Source organism: Planctopirus limnophila DSM 3776 (assembly GCF_000092105.1).
GTDB lineage: Bacteria > Planctomycetota > Planctomycetia > Planctomycetales > Planctomycetaceae > Planctopirus > Planctopirus limnophila.
Genome location: NC_014148.1, coordinates 3,188,912 through 3,207,179, shown reverse-complemented (window position 1 = coordinate 3,207,179; position 18,268 = coordinate 3,188,912). Strand labels below are relative to the sequence as shown.

At 54.6% G+C, this 18,268-nt stretch carries 14 protein-coding genes; 2 read left to right on the top strand and 12 right to left on the bottom strand.

Translation table 11 applies throughout. The features are described from left to right. Positions 1 to 477 precede the first annotated feature (477 nt). The 4 genes from PLIM_RS12660 to gcvT all read right to left on the bottom strand — a co-directional run bounded on the left by PLIM_RS12660 (position 478) and on the right by gcvT (position 3,257). Positions 478 to 1,017 (bottom strand): SMI1/KNR4 family protein, encoded by a 540-nt coding sequence (locus PLIM_RS12660; RefSeq protein WP_013110715.1) that lies wholly within the window; start codon positions 1,015 to 1,017, stop codon positions 478 to 480. A gap of 38 nt (positions 1,018 to 1,055) precedes the next feature. Then, positions 1,056 to 1,469, bottom strand: coding sequence for a hypothetical protein (locus tag PLIM_RS12655; RefSeq protein ID WP_148227094.1), 414 nt, complete (start codon positions 1,467 to 1,469; stop codon positions 1,056 to 1,058). Positions 1,470 to 1,606: 137 nt separating this feature from the next. After that, positions 1,607 to 1,909 carry a hypothetical protein gene (locus PLIM_RS12650; RefSeq protein ID WP_013110713.1) on the bottom strand — a complete coding sequence of 101 codons (303 nt, stop codon included), beginning with the start codon at positions 1,907 to 1,909 and terminating at the stop codon, positions 1,607 to 1,609. A gap of 256 nt (positions 1,910 to 2,165) precedes the next feature. Then, positions 2,166 to 3,257 (bottom strand): glycine cleavage system aminomethyltransferase GcvT, encoded by a 1,092-nt coding sequence (gene gcvT, locus PLIM_RS12645; protein WP_013110712.1) that lies wholly within the window; start codon positions 3,255 to 3,257, stop codon positions 2,166 to 2,168. A gap of 262 nt (positions 3,258 to 3,519) precedes the next feature. On the opposite strand from gcvT, the gene PLIM_RS12640 reads away from it, so the two are divergent. After that, positions 3,520 to 5,322: an ArnT family glycosyltransferase gene (locus tag PLIM_RS12640; protein ID WP_013110711.1), complete on the top strand. Its 1,803-nt coding sequence runs from the start codon at positions 3,520 to 3,522 to the stop codon at positions 5,320 to 5,322. Between the two features lie 213 nt (positions 5,323 to 5,535). On the opposite strand, the gene PLIM_RS12635 is transcribed toward PLIM_RS12640, so the two are convergent. From PLIM_RS12635 to PLIM_RS12610, 5 genes are all read right to left on the bottom strand, one after another. Beyond that, on the bottom strand, positions 5,536 to 6,312 hold the full coding sequence (locus PLIM_RS12635) for a succinate dehydrogenase/fumarate reductase iron-sulfur subunit (protein ID WP_013110710.1): 777 nt from the start codon (positions 6,310 to 6,312) through the stop codon (positions 5,536 to 5,538). A gap of 89 nt (positions 6,313 to 6,401) precedes the next feature. Further along, positions 6,402 to 8,336 (bottom strand): fumarate reductase/succinate dehydrogenase flavoprotein subunit, encoded by a 1,935-nt coding sequence (locus PLIM_RS12630; protein ID WP_013110709.1) that lies wholly within the window; start codon positions 8,334 to 8,336, stop codon positions 6,402 to 6,404. A gap of 129 nt (positions 8,337 to 8,465) precedes the next feature. Then, positions 8,466 to 9,257, bottom strand: coding sequence for a succinate dehydrogenase cytochrome b subunit (locus tag PLIM_RS12625; RefSeq protein WP_013110708.1), 792 nt, complete (start codon positions 9,255 to 9,257; stop codon positions 8,466 to 8,468). A 552-nt stretch (positions 9,258 to 9,809) separates the two neighbouring features. Then, positions 9,810 to 12,236 (bottom strand): ribonuclease R, encoded by a 2,427-nt coding sequence (gene rnr / locus PLIM_RS12615; protein WP_013110706.1) that lies wholly within the window; start codon positions 12,234 to 12,236, stop codon positions 9,810 to 9,812. 188 nt (positions 12,237 to 12,424) lie between these two features. Next, positions 12,425 to 12,853: a PEGA domain-containing protein gene (locus PLIM_RS12610; protein ID WP_148227323.1), complete on the bottom strand. Its 429-nt coding sequence runs from the start codon at positions 12,851 to 12,853 to the stop codon at positions 12,425 to 12,427. A gap of 138 nt (positions 12,854 to 12,991) precedes the next feature. Between PLIM_RS12610 and ispF the strand changes: the two genes are divergently transcribed. Then, the gene (gene ispF, locus PLIM_RS12605) at positions 12,992 to 13,468 is read left to right on the top strand and encodes a 2-C-methyl-D-erythritol 2,4-cyclodiphosphate synthase (protein WP_013110704.1); all 477 of its coding nucleotides are present in this window, start codon (positions 12,992 to 12,994) and stop codon (positions 13,466 to 13,468) included. A gap of 48 nt (positions 13,469 to 13,516) precedes the next feature. On the opposite strand, the gene ruvA is transcribed toward ispF, so the two are convergent. From ruvA to ruvC, 3 genes are all read right to left on the bottom strand, one after another. After that, positions 13,517 to 14,140, bottom strand: a complete 624-nt coding sequence (gene ruvA, locus PLIM_RS12600) for a Holliday junction branch migration protein RuvA (protein WP_013110703.1) — start codon at positions 14,138 to 14,140, stop codon at positions 13,517 to 13,519. Between the two features lie 715 nt (positions 14,141 to 14,855). Next, positions 14,856 to 17,546, bottom strand: coding sequence for a bifunctional serine/threonine-protein kinase/formylglycine-generating enzyme family protein (locus tag PLIM_RS22905; RefSeq protein WP_013110702.1), 2,691 nt, complete (start codon positions 17,544 to 17,546; stop codon positions 14,856 to 14,858). Positions 17,547 to 17,754: 208 nt separating this feature from the next. Next, the gene (gene ruvC / locus PLIM_RS12590) at positions 17,755 to 18,267 is read right to left on the bottom strand and encodes a crossover junction endodeoxyribonuclease RuvC (protein WP_013110701.1); all 513 of its coding nucleotides are present in this window, start codon (positions 18,265 to 18,267) and stop codon (positions 17,755 to 17,757) included. Position 18,268 lies beyond the last annotated feature (1 nt).

The window sequence follows — 18,268 nt, the reverse complement described above, 5'->3', positions numbered from 1 at the left end:
ATCTGGCAGGTTTTGGCCACGGAAGGTGATCGGCGGGCGAAATTCCTTGCAATCCGCGTAATTGCACCTGGTTTGCAAGTCCGGCGCAAGCCCACGGGTGGAGCGCTGATTCTGGGCTGCCTGGCACAGATTACCCGTTGGCGAGCGACGAGTGACCAGTGGCCAGGGAGGTTGTGGTGCCAGAGTGACTGACTTGAGAGACTCGAAGGTCTTGAGTGGAGCTTGGCCAGAACGGAAGGGCGGCGGGATGCCTTCTGTGGCTTGACCATCCCGGTAGAAATTGGAAATTCAACCGGAGGCACCCTGTGTTGGAGATTCAGGTTGGGCGCTTTTCGGTGAAGACCGTGAAGAGGAATGCCGGGCCGTGGTCGTTCCCGAGATCTCCGATCAACAGAGCCGTGTTTTTCAGGTGGTGGGTTGCGCAAAGCCTTAACCGCACCCTACGTTTGAAACGGTAAAGCTGTGAAGTGACACGGCCTAGTCGGTTGATCGATACAGCTTATTCAGAAACTCAGGAAAGCTGTCGGCAATATGGTAGCAGCACTCGTAACCCCATGGACGCTCAGGCAGTTCACCTTCGTCTCGCAGTCGAAAAAACTCGATGATTGAAGGATCGAGAGCGGGATAGCATGCAAGTGTTTCGTCATCCCAGTAATACCGCATCTCCGTATCGAGGGAAAAGACTTGTCCGTGATCCAGCCCCGCGATAGATAAGCAGGTTGTCATGCCAAAGTGGCCGCAGCCGATGCAGATCATATTGCGAGGAGTGATTGTTGAGTCCAACAGGCCCAAGACATCATCAATGGAATGCAAAACGGTGATGTTGTGTTCGCCGAACGGTGTTGGGCTGGTGCACTTCGCTAGACCGTCTCGCAAGTAGCCCCCTCCATCCGTCAGGAGGAAATCACGGTAGGCTGAAGGCAAGGTGACACCGATCGCGGTTTCCAGGTTGGCAATTGACGAGGCGTCAGCCGGTGCACCGTGCAGAGAGTATTCGAGTTCGACTTTCCAGTTCATGAAGTGAAATCCTGTTTCATGTGCGGCTGGCGTGCAACTCAGGTTCGAGACTCATAGTTGACGAAGGCAATGTGAAAATCGGGATCAATGGTCACGGTGATTGTGACTGAGAATGGAAAGCGAGTCTTGTCGAAAACATCGCCCGCTTCTAGATACCAGAACCGATTCGGGGCGACGATGCAATCTTCGAATTCCAGGTATCGGCCACGGTCATCATCGATCAGCCGAACTTCGCCTCGCACGTAGGCGGCCCAGGTCGATAATGCCTTTTCTGAAGACAATCGGAACAAGGATGCCTGAATTACACTCTCCATTTCCCAGACCGTGAAGAGCAAACGCAGTCCGTTCCTTTCGGCCTCGTAGTTGTAGGAAGCGGCATAGTAATCTTCGAGGATGGGTGCTACCGGAAAGAATTCAAGAAAGTCCAGTTCATTCCACTTGAAGTCTGGCATTGGCTGATTCATTCGTTGGCGAAGTGACGGTGTCTTTCGACAGTCAATACCCGGGCGGGAATTTGCCGCATAGTATCCCTACGAAGTTGGTGCATTGCGTCGAAACTTCATGCACCCTACGAGATAGCCGGTTTTTATTACGTTGCGGGTGGTTTGGGGGGGGCGGGTTTTTGGATTTTTCCCGCTTGGATGTCTTTCACCACCTCGGCCAGGATCGCGGCGTCGTCTGAGGCGACGACGTGGGCGATGCGGGAGGCTGGGACGCCCATGCGGGTCATGATCTCTTGAGCCGTCGCCCAGAGCTTGGCCTTCTTTTTGCCCTCCGTCAGGTAGAGGTCGGCAACAAGTTCGCTCAGCCTCTGCTGGTCGCTGGTGTCGCGGTTGTCGTAGAAGGCTTTGATGACTTTGGACTGGTAACGCGAGTATTCACGATCGGCCATGATGTGAACTCCGGGGTTGTGGGTTGATGGTTGATGGTTGATGGTTGATGGTTGATGGTTGATCGTTGGTGAATACGAAGAGCCCTCACCCGGCCTGCGGCCACCCTCTCCCATGCGGACATGGGCGAGGGTTGAGGTGGTGGGTTGCGCAAGGGCTTAACCCACCCTACGCCTAAGCGAGGGTTGAGTTGGTGCATTCCGAGGACTTCATGCACCCTACCGAATTCTGCACCTGCTGAAAAACGCTACAGGAACGTTAGGAGTTCCGCTTGTAAAAGGGAAGGGGGACGACGGTGGCGGATTCCCGTTTCCCGCGGATATCGACTTCCAGCCGGGTGCCAGGTTCGGCAAAAGCTGCATCCACATAGGCCATGGCGATCGACTTCTGGAAGGTGGGGGAGAATGTGCCGGAAGTCACTTCACCAATGATGTTTTCGCCAGACACGACCGGGGTTTTTTCGCGGGCAATGCGTTTGCCGTCGAGTGTCAGACCCACACGCGGGCGGGGAATGGGGCCTGTGGCGATTTTTTCCAGTGCGGTTTTTCCAATAAAGTTCGCTGGCTTCGAGAGCTTGATGGCAAAGGAGAGCCCGGCTGTTAACGGGTCGATTTCTTCCGAGAGTTCGTGGCCGTAAAGGGGCATGGCGGCTTCGAGGCGCAGCGTGTCTCGGCAGCCCAGGCCGCTGGGGAGAATCCCGACCGATTCACCCGCAGCCAGGACAGCCTGCCAGAGAGCCAAAGCAGAGCCGCTATCGATAATGAGTTCGACGCCGTCTTCGCCCGTGTAGCCTGTGCGGCTGACGAGGACGGGTTCGTTCGACCAGGTCATGGGCTTGCCGGTGTAATACTTGAGCTGGCGGACTTCATCGCCAAGTAGCTGTGCGGCAATATCGATGGCGTGGGGGCCTTGAACAGCGAGCATCACCCTGGTGAGGGTGAGATCTTCAATCGAGACGGCATAGCGCGTAGCGAGAGGAGTCATCCATGCGAGGAGCTTTTCGCGGTTGGAGGCGTTCACCACCAGTTGAGGGGCATCGGGCCAGTCGTAAACGAGGATATCGTCGAGAATGCCGCCTGATTCATTGAGCATGAAGCCATAACGAATCTGGCCGGTTTTGAGTTTGGAGAGATCGACGGTCTGCACTTCGTCGAGAAATTCGCGGGCATCGGGGCCGGTAAAGCGAAGACGACCCATGTGAGAGATATCAAAGAGGCCGGCCGCCGTGCGGACGGCGTTGTGTTCGTCGACGATCCCTTTGTACTGGACGGGCATGTTCCAGCCTGCAAAATCGACCATTCGGCCGCCATGGGTGCTGTGCCAGTCGCAAAGAGGAGTTGCCAGAGTCATGTTCGTTTCGTTCCATCCGGGAAAAGTGTGTTACTGCGATTTGTGTATTGTGTAGAGGAACAATCCGATTGAGCAAATGATCGGAGTGATTTTGCGGTCTGAATGCTCAGGACATTCGTGTGTGCTGATGGATTGTCGAAAGCCGGGGGGACATGGATCGCGGGAACTCGATCATTGTGGAATCTGCCCGGCGAACCGATGATCTACCTGTTTTATCGTCGTCGAGACAATTCGATCGTGCGCAGGTGAAGGTCGCTGTTGCATGGCTTCTAACAAACATCATGGGAACAAGGAGCGTGGTCGCAAGGCGGCTGCGATGGCATCGGCGAGTGACGAAGCGCAGCGAGTCGATGCCGAGACGAAGCCGCATGCGGGCGTAGAAGTCTCTCGCAGCGATGACTCGACACGGCGTGGGCTGCGCTGGTTCTGGCCAATCGTGGGTGGATTGTTGCTGGTGCAGGCTTTCCTGGCGGCGGATTGTGCGAGGCGATGGTCACCGACGCATGATGAATACTGGCATCTGCCGATCGGGGTCTTTTACTGGCAGACCGCCGATTGGCGAGTGGATCCGATCAATCCTCCGCTGGTGCGGATGTGGGCGAGTTTGCCGCTGGTTGTCGGAGGAGTGGGGCTGGAGCTGCCAGAGAAAAGTGGCTGGCCAGATCGCGTCCCTATGGCTGAAGAAGTGGGAGATGCGTTCCATGACCAGCATGCCGAGAGCTATCGCCAGCATTTCTTTCTTGCTCGCCTGATGATGATTCCACTCGGGACAATGGCTGGTTTACTACTGGTGATCTGGGCACGGCAATGGTTTGGTGAGTCTGCCGGTTTACTGGCCGCCATGTTATGGGTCACATGTCCGACCGTTCTGGCTCATAGCAGTCTGGTGGCCCATGATTTACCAGCAACCTTGGGAGCGTTCGCAACAGTCGCCGCGTGTGTCTACTGGCAAAGCCGACCCACCTGGAAACGGGCCTGCCTGTGGGGAACTATGCTCGGGCTGGCACTGCTGACGAAGTTGACGGTGGCGTTTATCCTGCCGGTGTGCATCGCAATCTGGGTGATTCTGCCGAAGTCGGTATTTATCACGAAGCGAAAGGAGATCGTCTGGCAGATCTTCGCGGGATTGTTCATGACATGGCTGGTTTTGAGTCTGCAGTTCTTTGCCTTAGGGGTCTTACCCGCACCATATCTGGCGGAATGGGAAGCGTTGCGCGAGGTCCTGACTGTTAAACATCCGGTGTTTCTGAATGGTGAGTGGAATAGCGAAGGATTTCGCAGTTACTACCTGTGGGCGTTCATCTGGAAGCTGCCTCTGGCAATGCTGGTGTGCCTCATGCTGGCGATGGCTTTCGTCGTGAGGAAGAGTCGGATTGTGGGCGAGGGGGAAGGGAAAAACCTGTTGTGGCGACGAAATCTGTTACTCATGACGGGAGTGGCAGTGTTTGTGATCCCTGCAAGTTTATCCGGGAATCAGCTGGGGATCCGATATGTTTTGCCAGCCTTTCCATTTCTGATGCTGTTTGCAGCTCAGGCAGCCGGCTGGTGGCAAAAGATTTCTCCGCAGTGGATGAATGTCGTAGGGGTGATCTTGATCGCTTGTATGCCGCTCTCGTTAAGGCAACATCCCGATCATCTCGCTTACTTTAATCTGCTGGCCGGTGGATCGACCGGTGGGCTTGACCGGCTCTCTGATTCGAATCTGGATTGGGGGCAGGATCTTTACCGGCTGCAGGAATATCTGGATGCCAACGAGATTGAGCTATCGACTTTGGCCTACTTTGGAAGTGTGAGGCCCTGGAAGATCGGATTAACTCAGGACGCACCTGCGGCCTATACTCCCGCAGCAGGCTGGCATGCGGTGAGTGCGAACTATGTCCAGGGCCGACCACATGCACTGCGATTGCCAGATGGCAGTTATCGAGCAGTGAATCTGGACGAGTTTGGATATTTTCGATTCTTCGAGCCAGTGGAGAAAATCGGCGGTTCGATGTTTTTGTATCAGCTCAGTGAGGAGGATGTGGAGCGGTATGTTGAGGTGCGGGAGAGGATGAGGGGAAGTTAGAAGTTGGAAGTTGGAAGTTGGAAGTTGGAAGTTGGAAGTTGGAAGTTGGGTGAATACATGATAGGACGAAATTGAGAATTGAAGTTGGACGATGGTGCATTTCGTAGGAACTGCATGCACCCTACGCATGAATATAAATCAAGAGACGATGCGCTGTTGCATGCAGGGCATCGTCTCTTTTTAATGTGATATTGAGATGGCTAGGTACTCAAATCAGCTCTGGTCGGAGGCGAGGAGAGCGCGGATGTACTCGCGATTGAGGCGAGCAATGCTGGCCAGCGGAATCCCGGCGGGACATGAGGCGGCACATTCGCCTGTGTTTGTGCAGTTGCCGAAGCCTTCGGCATCCATACGGGCCACCATCTTCAAAACGCGTTCATTGCGTTCGGCAGCACCTTGTGGCAAATGTGACAGGTGAGCCACCTTGGCCGAGGTAAAGAGCATGGCGGAGGCGTTCTTGCAAGAAGCGACGCAGGCACCACAGCCAATACAGGCTGCGTTTTCCATCGCTTTTTCCTGCATTGTCCCGGGAACAGGGATTGCATTTCCATCCGGGGCATTTCCGGTATTGATCGAGACATACCCGCCGGAGGCAATGATCCGGTCGAAGGCCGCACGGTCAACGACGAGATCCTTAATGACCGGGAAAGCATTCGCCCGCCAGGGTTCAAGAATCAGCGTATCGCCGTTTTTGAAGCGTCGCATGTGGAGCTGGCAGGTAGTGGTGTTGTTATCCGGGCCGTGCGGTTGGCCATTGATCATGATGCCGCAAGTTCCACAAATGCCTTCGCGGCAATCGTGGTCGAAGGCAATGGGCTCTTCGCCCTTGAGAATCAGTTGCTCGTTGAGGACGTCGAGCATTTCGAGGAACGACATGTCTGGCGAGATGTTAGCGATTTCGTAGGTCGCGAGATGGCCGGGCTTATCGGTCGCGGGCTGGCGCCAGACTTTGACAGTCAGTTTCATACTGTCGCTATTGTGAGCAATCATGGAATTAGTGCCTGCTTCAATAGGGATTGCCGCTGATACGTGCTGGCAATGAATGAGGGATGCTGCAAGTAAAAAATGCGTGATTCAGACTATTTGTAGCTTCTTGTGGCGAGGGGGATTTCCTCGAATTTAAGGGGTTCTTTCCAGAGCCCGGGTTCAATACCGACCCCTTTAAACTCCCAGGCTCCGACATAGCAGAAGTCTTCGTCGTTACGTTTGGCTTCGCCTTCTTCGGTCTGATATTCCTCTCGGAAATGGCCGCCGCAAGACTCTTCCCGGTGGAGGGCGTCGATGGCGAGAAGTTCAGCGAACTCCATGAAGTCAGCCACACGGCCCGCATATTCGAGGTTCTGGTTCAGCGTGTCGGCTGTCCCGGGAACCTTGACGTTTTCGTGGAATTCGTCTCGCAGGGCGCGAATCTGTTCGACGGCAGTCTGTAGGCTGGCTGATGTCCGAGCCATACCGACATGATCCCACATGATGTGGCCCAGTGAGCGGTGGAAATCCTGAACCGTGCGGCTGCCGTTTGTCGCGAGAAGCGTTTCGATACGATTTCGTGATTCGATCAACGCTTCTTTAACCGCGGGATGATCGTTGGAGACCTTAGGCAGTTTTGTCGATGCGAGATGATTGCCAATCGTGTAGGGGATCACGAAGTAGCCATCGGCGAGTCCCTGCATCAGAGCACTGGCTCCCAGTCGGTTGGCTCCGTGATCGGAGAAGTTGGCTTCGCCGAGCACAAAAAGCCCGGGGATATTGCTTTGCAGATTGTAATCGACCCACAGCCCACCCATTGTGTAATGGAGGGCGGGGTAGATTCGCATCGGCTGCTTGTATGGGTTTTCAGCCGTGATTCGCTCGTACATATGAAAGAGGTTTTCATATTTACTGCGAATCACTTTTTCGCCATCTCGCTGGATCGCATCGCGGAAATCCAAATAGACAGAAAGGCCATTAGGACCAACGCCATAACCTGCATCACAGCGTTCTTTGGCAGCCCGGCTGGAGACGTCGCGTGGGGCGAGGTTGCCGAATGACGGGTAGCGACGTTCGAGATAATAATCTCGTTCATCTTCCGGAATCTGCTCTGGCGAACGGGTGTCTCCCTTTTTCGTTGGAACCCACACGCGGCCATCGTTTCTCAAGCTTTCACTCATCAAAGTAAGCTTGGATTGATGGTCACCTGAGACCGGAATACAGGTCGGGTGAATTTGAGTGTAGCAGGGGTTAGCAAATAGAGCCCCGCGTTTATGGCAACGCCAGGCGGCTGTGACGTTACAGCTTTTGGCGTTCGTGGAAAGGTAATAGACGTTGCTGTAGCCACCTGTGCAGAGGACGACGGCATCGCCGAGGTAGCATTCAAAGGCCCCTGTCCGCAGATTGCGAGTCACTATCCCGCGAGCGACGCCATCAATGACGATGAGGTCACTCATTTCCTGCCAGGTGTGAAGTTTCACCCTACCGGCTTCGACCTGTCGCATCATGGCCTGATAAGCGCCAAGCAGAAGTTGCTGGCCAGTCTGGCCTTTGCAATAAAAGGTGCGTGAAACCTGTGCTCCACCAAAAGAGCGATTGGTGAGAGTGCCACCATATTCACGGGCGAAGGGAACACCCTGGGCGACGCATTGATCAATAATGTTGGTACTGATCGATGCGAGACGATAGACGTTCGATTCACGGGCGCGGAAATCGCCGCCTTTGACTGTGTCATAAAAGAGGCGCCAGACGCTGTCACCATCGTTCTGATAGTTCTTGGCAGCGTTGATCCCGCCCTGAGCTGCAATACTGTGTGCCCGTCGGGGAGAATCCTGCACACAGAATGAGTGAACGTTGTAGCCAAGTTCGGCCAGCGAGGCAGCGGCTGAGCCACCTGCCAAGCCTGTACCCACCACTAGGATGGTATATTTCCGTTTGTTGGCAGGATTGACGAGCTTCATATCCTGTTTGTGCTTCGGCCAGCGATCTGCAATCGGACCGGTGGGACACTTTCCGTCAAGAATGCCAACTTCAGTTGCCAAAGACATCAAATGGCCTCTTCAAAACGATATAGAAATGTTGGTGAACAATTCCTGGATGCTGCGACTGTATTTATCGATTGCGGTTGGTACCAGGTTGAGCAGACGAACGAGATCGAAGACTCAACCTAGCTGATTTTAGTCATGAGCAGGGAGATCGACTGCTACTGCTGGTGCGGGTGCAGTACTCGTCGTACTGGCTGGTTTGGCTGAGCGATTTGCCATGCCGGGAACCAGAATGGGGAGGCTGGCAAATCCAGCACCAATTGCGATCCCGAAGACAATCGACAACTTATAAATCAGCCCTGAGTATTTGGGATGAGTGAGCCCGAGCGACTGGAAAGCACTGGCAAAACCGTGTGCCAGGTGAAAGCCAAGGATGATTGGACCCACGATGTAGGCAATGCGGCCAATGGGGTTGGAGATGGCCTGCATGGTGTTGGCGTACGCTGAATCGGTGTAGACAAAATCTGGACGGATGCCGATGCGAAGATCGACAAGATGCAGCAGGAGAAAGCCAAGAATGATCGAGCCCGAAATGAACATCCAATTATGGGCAGGGATCGGCAAGGTCAGGTCGTATTGTTTCGATTCTTTGACGACATACCTTTGTTGACGGGCTTTGCGGTTTTCAAAGGTGGTGACGAATGCGAGGTAAATGTGAGCCAGAAACAATAGCAGCAGGCCCAGTTCAATGAGCGGGAGAAGCTTCTGATGGTGAATCCACTCCGCATACTCGTTGAAGTCTTTCTCACCCTTGAAGAGTAGAAAGTTTCCAGCGAGGTGGCCGACCAGGAAGCCACAGAGCAAAAGCCCAGTGATTCCCATGATGAATTTGCGGCCGATCGAAGAGGTGATTAATCGATGCAACCACTTGAGATTGATCTGACGAGCCAGATTGCTGGAGGCTGGCGATGGTGCCGGATCCATTTCGCTTGAGTCCTTCGTCTGATATCTGCGTTGGAACGATTCTGTGAATGTCTTTGAGGTTTATTGGTAACCATCAAGCCTGGTCGAGCTGTTGGAAACCAATTTGTTGCTCAGAAGACCATATGTTTTCCTGAGGCTGATTGAATCAAAAGATAATTGAAGCCATGTGAACAGGGGCCAGTCGAACCCACTCCACTCTAACCTAGCCGAACGCAAAATTCCCTGAGCAAGATCTTTCTCTGACCCGTTGTCAGGAGAAATCGGTTGGAGCGTGGCTGACTGAGTCAGAAAAAGCTCCAGATTCTGCCGAATGAGGAGAATTATCGCGTGAGAGTGGCGGTCAGTATTGAACGTGATGCCAAGCCAATTGATCATTTTTTACAATGTTCTGGATCTGAGGATCGGCCCTGATAGCCAACATTCGATATCCGAATTCCCAGTCTTTGCTCTCTAACGAATCATAGCCACGTTCCATGGGTCTGTCATCCTGTGGGGGACACAACCGTGTTGTCTGACGATTAAAACAGAACTCGTTGCGGAAAAGAGATCCGGTCAGCGAGGCTTCTTGCGAGTTTTTTTGGGGCTGGAGCTCTGTTTTTTCTGGCGGAACCCACCCTTGGCAGAAGCGTTTGAGCGGTCTCCCGGAAAACGTGGTTGGGATCGTCGTCTGGGACTGCTGGATGATTTATCGGAAGCGGAGCGAGATCGATCATCCCCGGGAGTTTCCCGAGAGAATTCACCTTCTGAAAGAGTATCATCCTGGCCGGATCGCCCGACAATGCGAAAGTTGAGTTCTCGCTTCGCAGGATCAACACTGGATACCTGAACACGCACAGGATCACCCAGGCGGAATACCCGGCCAGATCGCCGACCAATGACGGCATGGGCAATCTGATCGACGTCGTAGTAATCACCAGGCAGGTCGGAAAGATGCACAAGGCCTTCTGCGGGAAGTTCAATTCCCTGGCAGAAGAGGCCAAAGCGTTCCACGCCGGTAATTGTCGCGTTGAGTTCGAGGCCCACCTTGTCCGCCAGATAACGAATGAGGCGGATTTTTATCAGTTCCCGCTCGGCTTTCTCGGCTCGACGTTCGGTGAGTGAGCATTGCTTGCCCAACTGTCTCAAGTCGGCTTCCGAGAGAAGATCGGCTCGTGAAGATTTCGACTTTTTGCGATCACTCGCTGTGTTTAATGACTCGGCGGCTGGAACACTGTGCGTGAAGGATGCATCGGCGATCACATGTTCCAGCAGGCGGTGAATGGTGAGATCGGGATAGCGGCGGATGGGACTGGTAAAGTGGGCGTAATTGTCGACTGCCAGGGCGTAATGGCCAATCTTTTCGGGAGAGTATTCGGCCTGCTTCAGACTCCGCAAAAGTGCGTAATTCAGCGGGAAAGCCTCAGGCTGGCCGGCGACTTCATTAAGCAGTGCCTGAATCGCCTGACGATCCTGTGCGCGCGGTAAATCGTAACCGAGAGTGGCGACGAATTTGGCAAAGTTCTGCATGCGGAGTTCATCGGGGCTGTCGTGAACCCGGCGAAGGAAAAACCAGCCGCGGCGATCAAATTCTTCGGCCACAGCGACGTTGGCCGCCAGCATAAACTCTTCAATAATCTGGTGGCTGGCGTCGTGCAGAGCTCGGTGTGCCCCGGTGACATTGCCATCGTCATTGCAATCGAGTTCGACTTCGCCGAGCGAGAGTTCGAGGGCACCGCGAGAAAAGCGGCGTTTGCGAAGAATCATGGCCAGTTCGTACATGCGTTCGAGAAGCTGGCAGATTTCTTCGGGAACTGTTTCACCTTCGGGAGCCGGATGTTCGCCCGGAGATTGCCGGTTTAACAAAAGTGGCATGACCTGTTCGTAAGCGAAGCGTCTGCGGACCTTAATGGCGGCATTGGCAAAGCTGGTGTGCTTCACCATGCCATCAGGGGAGTATTCGATGAAAGCACTTTTGACAAAGCGGACTTTATCCTGCTGAAGGCTCGCGAGTGCATTGGAGAGCACTTCGGGGAGCATGGGAAGCACTTTGCCGGGAAGGTAAACGCTGTTGCCTCGTCGAATGGCCTCTTTGTCGAGTTCTGTGCCGGGCCGCACAAAGTGAGCCACATCGGCAATGTGGACGCCGAGAGTCCACGAACCATCTTCGTGCCGCTTGAGAGAAATGGCGTCGTCAAAATCCCGGGCTGTGAGGGGATCGATGGTAATGATCAGTTCGTCGCGAAGATCAAGGCGGTCACCGATATCGTCTTCGGAGAAAAGCTGTGCCTGCAGTCGCGATTCTTCGAGCACACTTTCGGGAAATTCATCAGGCAGGCCGAACTCATAGATGATCGATTGTAAATCGACGCCCGGTTCACCCCGTTTCCCCAGGACTTTGAGCAGCACCGCTTCTCCCGGAGTTGAAAACTCGGGGAAGTGCACCATTTCGATAACGACCTGATCACCAGGGCGGACACCTTTCGCACCGGGGTCGCCGACATCGATTGGCCGTTCAAAGCGGCTGTTATCGACAGTGACATATCCTTTGCCGCGGGATTCGTGGTATTCGCCCACGAACTGAGTGGTGGCACGTTCGAGGATATCGATCACGCGGACGGCGATCTTTCCATTGGGGCCCCGCTTTTTGAGGATGATGGCTGAGACTTTATCGCCTGTGAGCGCCGAGCCGGCATCTTCGGCAGCAACTGTATAAGGTTCGATATGCGGTTGATTGGCGAGTGATTCGGGAGTGAACCAGGCGTGGCCGCGCGCTGCGCGTTTGATGGTGCCGATGATGTGCTCGCGTGCGACAGGGACTTTGATCAGCCCGCCGGAAGTGCGATGCAGCCGCTTGCCTTCGATGAGTTCTTCGAGCGAGCGGCGGAACTTCGTCCAGTCGTGTTTCTGGGCGCCGACTTCTTTGGCCAACTGCTGCCATTTGAGTGGTGTGTACGCTGGGTGCGTGACGACACTCAAGATTTGTGGTTGCCAGTCGGCCATGAAAGTTCCCTTTACGCGTAATGAAGCCCAGAGTGGAGCACTCTGTGATCATCTAAGGTAAGGGACAGGGTGGGAAAGTGCGAGCGGCAGCCGGTGATCCCTTATTGGTTCCCATGGATCAGGGAGAGATCGAAACAGTCTGCTGCCTTAGTCATCGCAGCCAGCGGGGCTGTTGCCAGGTGTGGGCTTCAGGGACCCAGGCGAGATTCGTTACGGAGCTGGTCAGCCCTCTGCAGTAGATCTTCGCTGGGCGGGATCTGTTTGGGCTGCATGCTGTAGCTCAGCCTGCGGCGATCTGTCACACGGTGGGGGAGCAGGTTATCGGAAAAGAAATCGATGCCGGGCCACTGGTACCACGGTGCGGGAACGGGCTGCATGACTTTGAGAGTCTCGTAACCATCCTTAATCAGCGTGATTTCGCGCGTGCCATAGTAGGTGAAGTCGACAGCCACCGGGGTGTAGCCGACTTCTTCGCCTTCGAGGAGGACGAGAGCCCCTGGAGGATTGGACTGCACCATCAGCCGGCGGCTGACGCACCCCGTCTGCAGGAGGCATAAGCCAGCCAGCAAGATCCAGAGACAACGGGTATGGCCGAGGCGGGAGACCACAAACAGCATCCATGCCAGGAGTGGGAAACCTTCACGATTTGGCGTACTATAGTCGAGAGGACAAAGTGCGCGAAGAGGTGCTGTTGTTGATGCGCAACATGTTTTATGGTAATGGTTTGCGATTTGTCGCTGGAGAGGGATGTCGGTATGCAACGGATTGGCATGGGGCATGACCGGCATCGTCTGGTCGCGGGGAAGCCCTTGTGGCTGGGTGGTGTGTCGATCCCGTTTGAACTGGGGCTGGATGGTCACAGCGATGCGGATGTGGTGCTGCATGCCCTGACGGACGCATTGCTCGGGTCTTTGGCACTGGGAGATATCGGCGATTGGTTCCCCAATACGGACGAGCAGTGGAAGGGGGCCTCTTCAGACCGGTTTGTGGTGGCAGCCATGGCGGCTGTGCGCGAGCGCGGGTGGGAAGTGTGCAATGTCGATGCGACCATCCACGCCGAGCGACCCAAACTCTCGGCATATAAATCAGCGATTGCGGCCCGTATGGCGGAACTCCTGGGCGTTGAGACTGACCAGGTGAGCGTGAAGGCCAAAACCGGTGAAAAAGTCGGCCCTGTGGGACGCGGCGAGTGCATCGATGCCGATGTGATTGTGCTGGTGCGGAAGGTATGAGTTCGGGCGTTGCGAGGTGGGAGGTGGAATTGTTCTTCAACTACAACCTCAGGGGCGGCTTTGGAGGTAGATTTCTGTGAGGACGTCCTGGACGTCTTTGAATTTTTTCTTCTGGCTGGCGACCTGGTCGATTTTGTCGCGGGCCTCGATCGAGGAGTGGCCTAACGCCATCAGGGCTTCATAAGCTTCTGTGAGGACGTTGCGGTCGACATCGGCTTCACGGGGAACTTCGCGAGCGACCATCAGGGCGAACTTGGTCATTTTGCGGCGGAGCTTGGCCACAATCCGTTCGGCCATGGCGGGGCCGACGCCAGGGAGGAGTGTCAGTTCCTTGATGCTCTGCTCTTCGATGGCTTCGGCGATTTCACGGACAGGTCGAACCATCGCGCGCAAGGTCTTTTTGACACCCATGCCATCGACGGAGCAGATCATTTCGAAGAATTCGAGCTCGGTTTCGCTGAGAAAGCCGGCCAAGCGCGGCACCAGGCGGCCCTGCTGCGGATTGCCATCGAGATAGTCGATCGTGCAGAGACTGACGACTTCGCCCAGTTTAGGCTGGAGCTGACGACGGACGAATTCCGGAACAAGAACTTCGTATTCGAATGCACCAATTTCCAGGCGGACGATGTCTTCGCTCAGCCGAACAAGTTTTCCAGTAATGCGAGTGATCAAGAGAGGCCTTTCGACTTGAGCGAGTCACTTTTCCGAAATCATCAACGTTGCACTCGGAGATATGAAAAGCATGTCGGCTCGAAGCCGCAAGCATGGCACACCAATTGCGTTTGAGTTTCATGATCTTCAGTGGCGTTTGTGGTGCCGCGAGATGACTTCAGTCTGAGATGATCCATGGATCGCGCCTAGGGAAGATCTCGAAGCCTTGAACGCTGCGCTTCGTGAACTCCCGGTCGTCCGTCATGATGAACGGATATGTTTTCGAGAAAGCAATAGCGGTTTGTGGGTTGTGAAAACATGCTTGCCCAGATCTGCTGTCCAATACACACAACTTTGTTTGTCTATTGATGTGCAGTCTGGCAGGAGACTGCGTGGCTGGGGTCAAACGTCTTCGTTTGCCCCCAGGTCATTAGACTCTTATGAATTCAGCACGAAAGTGCTCGAAAGTTATGAAGGCTTGTTCCGGACGCATTTGCGTTGGTGAAGCCGATTGACCAGGGGGCGAATGAAGACATTCGACCCCTGCCACCCGACGTCCGTCATGATGAACGGAAATGTTTTCGAGAAAACAATAGCGGTTTGTGGGTTGTGAAAACATGCTTGCCCAGAGCTGCAAGCATGGCACACAGAGGGTTCTTATCTCAGGGAAAGCGTATGAGCAGGGGAGTCGGGCGGATGATCAGGGAAAGAGCGAATACGAGAGCCGCTGTCCTGGTTATGTTTTGGGCTTTACGACAATCGGCAGCACGACTCGACCAAATCCGGTAAATGGCGAAGTATGAAATGCTTCTTTTTGGCGAGTCACACTGTTGTTGTAGATCGGATCGGCACCACCACCGGCAAACTCACTGCCACCTCGCGCGACACCCTCGTACTTTCCCGGCTGGGTAAACGGGTCGACGACATCATTGGTCGGATAGGGCATAAAACGATCAAAGCACCATTCTGTGCTGCCCCCATAAAGGTCGAGGATGCCAAAAGGATTAGGGATTGCCGCTTCGCCACGGCTGTAAGTTTCGTATGCACGGATGACTTCCGGATTTGAGGCAATCTGGCGGTCATCACCAAAGTTCCACAATCCGGTGGTGCCGGCCCGACAGGCATATTCCCATTCGGCTTCGGTGGGAAGTCGATAGCCATCTGCGTCCATGATCCGTTGTGTAAAGTCCTCTTCCATCTGGAATGCCGGACTCTTCCCTTCGAGTTCACTCAGCGAATTGCAGAAGCGCGTGGCATCAAGGAGACTCACATTGGCCATGACTGCAGTTTCTGGCTTCTGGGGATCATTTTTCTCTGGAAGAGTCCCCATGAACTTCTGGTAGATCCCGTTGTTGACTTCGTGCGTCTGCAGGTAGAACGGGCGGGTGATTTTCACACGATGTGGAGGTGTTGACGTAGCAAGCATTTGACGCTGGATGGCAGCAATACCTCGGTCGAAGTCGAGTTTGATCAAATCAATATCTTCCTCAGTGCAACCCATGGTGAACTCGCCTGGCGGGATCAACCGAAACTTCATGCCAACTGAGTTGGTAAATTCAACCGGTATGCCCAGATAGGCGGCCCAGTCTTCCTGGTGTTTTCTGGCTTGGGAAGAATCGAACGGTGCAATTGCCAATGGTGGCCCGGATGTCTCTGAACCTGGTGCGATGGACGCTACCGGAGTTTCGACCGCCATGGAGGCTGGTGGTGTTGAGGCAACCGGTGTATCGACCGGCATATTGGCTGGCGTATTGGCCGGTGCGTTACCTGTGGAGGAAGTGGTCAGCCCATGCTGTTTGACGGCTTGCCGGGCAATGACTTTTTCTCCGCCGTTGATGACAAGATGGTCGCCTACTAACTCGGCCTTAACGCGGAACTCTTTGCCTTTATTGATCGCGAAAGACTCTGTCTCGAAAGTCAAATCGCCACGAGTGACCACCAGTTTCTTCTCACCAGTCTTCAGTGAGACGGGATCAAGGTCCGGGCTATGAAATGAAAGTTGAGTCCCTTTGACATGCATCTCGACTGTAGGGTCCAGAATTTCCACTCGCAGCGTGCCGGTGGGTGTCTGGAAGAAAAAGACAACAGCCATTAACAACATGATCATCGCTACTGTTCCACTGCCGATTTGAACGCGCCGGTCTTGAATCCAGGAGGTGGATTTCGCCTTTTGAACCTTTGGACCACGAAAACGTTGAGTCTCGTGCTCTCTTCTCTGAGAGATTGTCTCATCCATCGATGTAAGAGTCGCTTGCGACCGCGCGACAGTTCGCGTGCCCGCACCCGCGGGATGAGAACGCTTGCCACGCGGGCCATCGGTGGGAGAGTCGATCTGGTGCAGGAAATCCTGAAACTCGTCGAGATCTGTCCCGGCTTCGGCGACGGTGACGGCTTTGAGAGTAGCCCCTGTCCGGCAGGCCTGCAGATCGACAATTAACTCTGTTGCCGTCTGGTAACGGTCGTCTGGTTTCTTGGCCACGAGTTTCGCAAAGACATGATCGAGGGATTCGGAGACCTCTGGTCGAACCGTCCTTAGGCTGGGAATGGGTTGGTCGCGATGAGCGAGCAGCCGGGCCATTAATGAGTCACCCTCGTAGGCCGCTTTGCCAGTCAGTAAATACCATAACGAGATTCCGAGGCTATACAGATCGCTGCGGGCGTCGGCGTGTTTGGTACTCAGTGCCTGCTCTGGCGCCATGTAGTCGACAGTCCCCATCACAGTCCCGGTGCCTGTCAAATCGGCCTGAGTCGCGACATCCTCTGACTCAATGCGTGCCAGGCCCATATCGAGGATTTTGACGACGCCTTTGGTATCGAGCAGCAGGTTTGCGGGTTTGATATCGCGATGGATCACTCCCTGTGCGTGTGCAAACTCCAGGCCTCTGGCTGCCTGTACGATGCAGTCGATGGCCTGATCGATGGAAAACGGGCCCTTTTTCTTCACGATTGTCGCAAGGTCGTCGCCCGGTACGTACTCCATGACGAGGAATGGCGAACCGTTGGTTTCTCCGGCATCAAACGCGCCGACAATATTGGGATGTGTCAGTCGTGCCGCTGCCTGGACTTCGCGCTGAAACCGCTGTGCCAGTTCTTTGGTCTTCGTGACGGAAGGGGATAGCACCTTGATGGCGACCAGTCGCATCATCATCCGGTGCTCGGCCTTGAGCACCATTCCCATGCCGCCCTGGCCGAGTTTATCCAGAACGGTGTAGCTCCCCATGGTCAGCGACTTACCCTTGCCTGAATAGACAACCTGGGCCTGGTAGGCGCTAATTTTCTTTTGTTTTACGAGGGATTTCGCAAGTTGCTCGCCATTCCCAGGCTGTTCTGCGGAAGGGAGTCTATCGATGAAGGCTCGTAAATCGGGTTCCGAAATGACTCCGCTATCGATCAGCTGTTTGGCAAACTGTTCCGTCGAGACAGCCATAGTGAAAGATTTTTGGTGGTGAACGGTTGTGGAGACTTTTCACATGGCTGCATCATGACGGTCGTGCAAACAAATTGCTATAGCCTACTGGGATGGATTTATGTCGCACGATGGAATGAGTCGAGATAGATCGTCTACCAAATTAATATGTTAGACATAAGACTATGAGACTCGTTGGAGAGGGCTGATGACGAGTGAGAGCTGCGCTTCAGGGTTTTGGCAGTGGTTGATTGAGGCGGCTGGCGAAGGCGTGGCAGACGGCAATGGCGGCGGCGTCGGCGACATCGTTGGGTTCGAGAATCGACGGGAGCTTCAATTCGAGTTGTACTGCTCGCTGCACCTGTTCTTTACTTGCTTTGCCACTCCCTGTGAGGAGACTTTTGATCTGCCGGGGCATGTAGTGAACAATCGGGATGTTGGCTTCGCTGGCTGCATAGAGAATGGCGCCGCGGGCGTGCGCCATGAGAATTGCCGTTTTGGGAAAACTGGTATGTGAAAAGACCTGTTCGATCGCGATTGCGCGGAGTTCATGGCCTGCGGACTGATAGTCGGCCAGAACTTCACGGAGTCCACGACCGATCTCAGTCACACGGCTGGCAAGAGAGCAACCCTTGGTGGAGCGAATGACGCCCGCTTCGTGGAGTACCAGTTGGCGACCATGGCAGGCGAGAACGGCATAGCCTGTGGTGTTGAGGCCGGGATCGATACCGATAATGAACATC